The sequence below is a fragment of the Bacillus sp. FG16 genome (assembly GCF_057809515.1).
On the sequence record NZ_JBMDKC010000210.1, the window covers coordinates 1 to 2,877 of the forward strand.

Genomic DNA, 2,877 nt, shown 5'->3' on the forward strand with positions numbered 1-2,877 from the left:
AAAAACTGCACCTCCAATTGTTAGACTGTGTCTAACAATTGGGGTGCAGTTCATTCGAAGGTGCTCTTTTTTATAAAATGAAATTTTTGTTTAGTTTTCTACTCAATTACCTCAAATTCGGATGTTTGACAAAACTTTTCGTGATAGCATCGGATTTGAACATCATATTCCCCATACGTATCTCGACTTATTGAATGAATTGTTTCAACTTCATCTTGATACATAACCTGATCTCCAACTTTTAAATCTCCTATTTTTCTTATCACAGGTTCATCAGAAATATCCTTAGTTAACTTCACAATTCCGATATCTTCTTTTGGCTCGACCGAGTAACCCTTTTCTTGCAGAACTTTAGCGACCTCCTGCATATCTTTCCATGCTGCTGTACCTGGCCCAAAATTGATAGTAACTTTATTCATTTTCATTCTCCTTTTCTAATAAAATAGCGTTTTTGTTGAAAATCATACCTCACCTATTTGGACACATTTACCAGTATTTTTACCAAAAAATTCATGATATTGTTAATTAGTCGAGTACGTCATCACTTGACAATTACCCTTAGAAGCCTCGTAGATAATTGGGGCTTCTTTTACCAATATATAGTTGTCAAAATAATCAGTTGAGTGTTACAATATCCTAGATTCTCCTTAGGGAGTTTTCATGTAATTAAACAAGAGTTTACAAATTCTCGAATCTTAGTCCCTTGGAGCGCCCTTCAAGGGGCTAAACTAATTAAAATAACTATTTTATTTAGTTTCATACATAGATGTGTTATCATGTTATTGTACTCCTAGCGAGTTACACCAAAATATTTTTTCCTACTCTTGCCTCTTGTTTACCCACAAGAGGCTGCTCTATTCAAATAAAGATTTTATTGTACAACTACACATAGCTAAACAGCATGCATACATTATGGTGTGTATTCATTCAATATAAGTTTTGGTAAGAGAGTTCTTTGGCAAGAGCTCTCTATTTTTAAAATAAGAACTTCGTTTAATTTTCATTAACTTTTTTGATTCCTTTGAATACATTATTATTGCAAGGAATTCCATAGAGTACTCTCGTCCAGTCACCTTGAATTTCTTGCAGACCTTGTGTGAAGAATCCGTTTATAACAAACGGGTTCTTTTATTTTTGGTTATAAAATAACTATTTTGTTTGAACCTATTCACCAATTTCATACTTTTACATACTTTAATACTACCTTTCTGTATAATGTGAGTTCGTCACCTCCATTATGATTAGGTGTAAAGAGCGCCCTTGATTAGCGCTCTTTTTTGTTTACTTAAAATTTTCACCTTCACTCAAAACATACATATGATATATTGCTGTACATTTTCAATTCTCACTTTTCGATAAGACTCTCGATTAAAGAGCGCTTTCCCAGGTGCTCTTTTTTTATTTGCTTTCAAATAAGGGTTTTGTTTAAATTTCATTAACCTTATTGATTCCTTTGCATACCGTATTATCACAAGGGATTCCATAGGTGGCTCTGGTCCAGTTACCTTGAATTTCTTGCACACCTTGTGGGAAGAATCCGTTTATAACAAACGGGTTCTTTTATTTTTGCTCGTATAATACGAATTTTGTTTAGTTATCATTTGATTAATCATATTTAGATTTTATTAACATGCCTTAATATTAATCAGGAATTACACTACCCCCAGTAGATTTGTAATTCCTGTAATTGAGCCTATGGCTCTGATCAGAACCTGTTTGTTATAAACAACAGGTTCTTTTTAATCCCTCTTTACGAATATTCTTTTCCACATTACACATACTATCTACGAGTCAGCTACACTCTTTCAAAACGGAGTTTTACCCCTCCGGACTGTTTAGGCACATGGCAGGTGATTTGGTCAATTACCTGCCATTTCCGATTAAAATAACGCTGTTGTTTAATAAAAATTAATTAACTATAATTTGAAAAATCGGAAACATTTATTCAATGCTTTTTCTGAATACTCATGCTATTATTTAGGTGCTGATGTTCACCATCCCAAGAACTCAGTAATTTCATCCATAGGCTCCACTCTCACCCTTTTGAGAGTGGAGCTTTTATTTATAGAACTGTACTTATCACTCTGTGTATATTTGTACAAAATTCAACTTTGATATTTATCAAAATCTTCAATACCATGTAAAATTTACGTAAAGATTGCCATGACTCAGCCTATACACCCCAGAAACGTTATATAATAAATTTGCAAACACCTGGTTTGCGCACAAGTACCTTTCTGTACGACATAACTCTTTTGCTAGGAGAAATCCTAGCCTTTTTTATGCCTTCATACTAGAATCTCTTTTGGTACTATCGGAACTCCCCCTTTAAACCGGTACCCCATTCTTTCCATCTTCCCGCGAACACCTAATGCACTTTTCCCTAATCTGCCTGCAATGACATCTATGCTGTAACCTCGATCATACAAATCCACAATTTGTTTTACTTCTTGCTTTGTATATTTTATATGATTATCTATACGTACAGGTCTAGATTTAATTTTCAACTCCATTAGTCTACGTTTCACAGATCCCTCAGTACGTTGTAACCTCATTGCAATTTCTGGATATGTGTAACGGTGTGCATTTACTAAGCTTTTAAGCAACAAATCATCATCTTCGCTCCAGGGGTTGCCACGTTTCTTTTTTGCTACTAGGTCCGCATTACGTTTCTCTGACATCCAGTCTGGTTCAGGACCCAAAATACCTGGTTCAATTCTAGAAAAATCCACCACGTGTTTATGTGTTTTTAACCACTTCCATAAATCACGATAATATACAACTTTTACTTTCTGCTCTGATGAAAACAATTTTAGCTTGATAGTGTAAATGTCAAGATGATCATGTACATTTTCACTTGTTTAAGCATGTACAAAT

General features: G+C 34.2%; 2 protein-coding genes. Both read right to left on the reverse strand.

The genetic code is table 11. The features are described from left to right. Positions 1 to 98 precede the first annotated feature (98 nt). Positions 99 to 419, reverse strand: coding sequence for a DUF8088 domain-containing protein (locus ACODS7_RS31605; protein ID WP_243169419.1), 321 nt, complete (start codon positions 417 to 419; stop codon positions 99 to 101). Between the two features lie 1,869 nt (positions 420 to 2,288). Beyond that, positions 2,289 to 2,810: a hypothetical protein gene (locus ACODS7_RS31610; protein ID WP_243169421.1), complete on the reverse strand. Its 522-nt coding sequence runs from the start codon at positions 2,808 to 2,810 to the stop codon at positions 2,289 to 2,291. Between the last annotated feature and the right edge of the window lie 67 nt (positions 2,811 to 2,877).

Bases quoted from the DNA above. Each gene is read 5' to 3' on its own strand.
- ACODS7_RS31605 (WP_243169419.1), bottom strand. From the start codon at position 419: ATGAATAAAGTTACTATCAATTTTGGGCCAGGTACAGCAGCATGGAAA.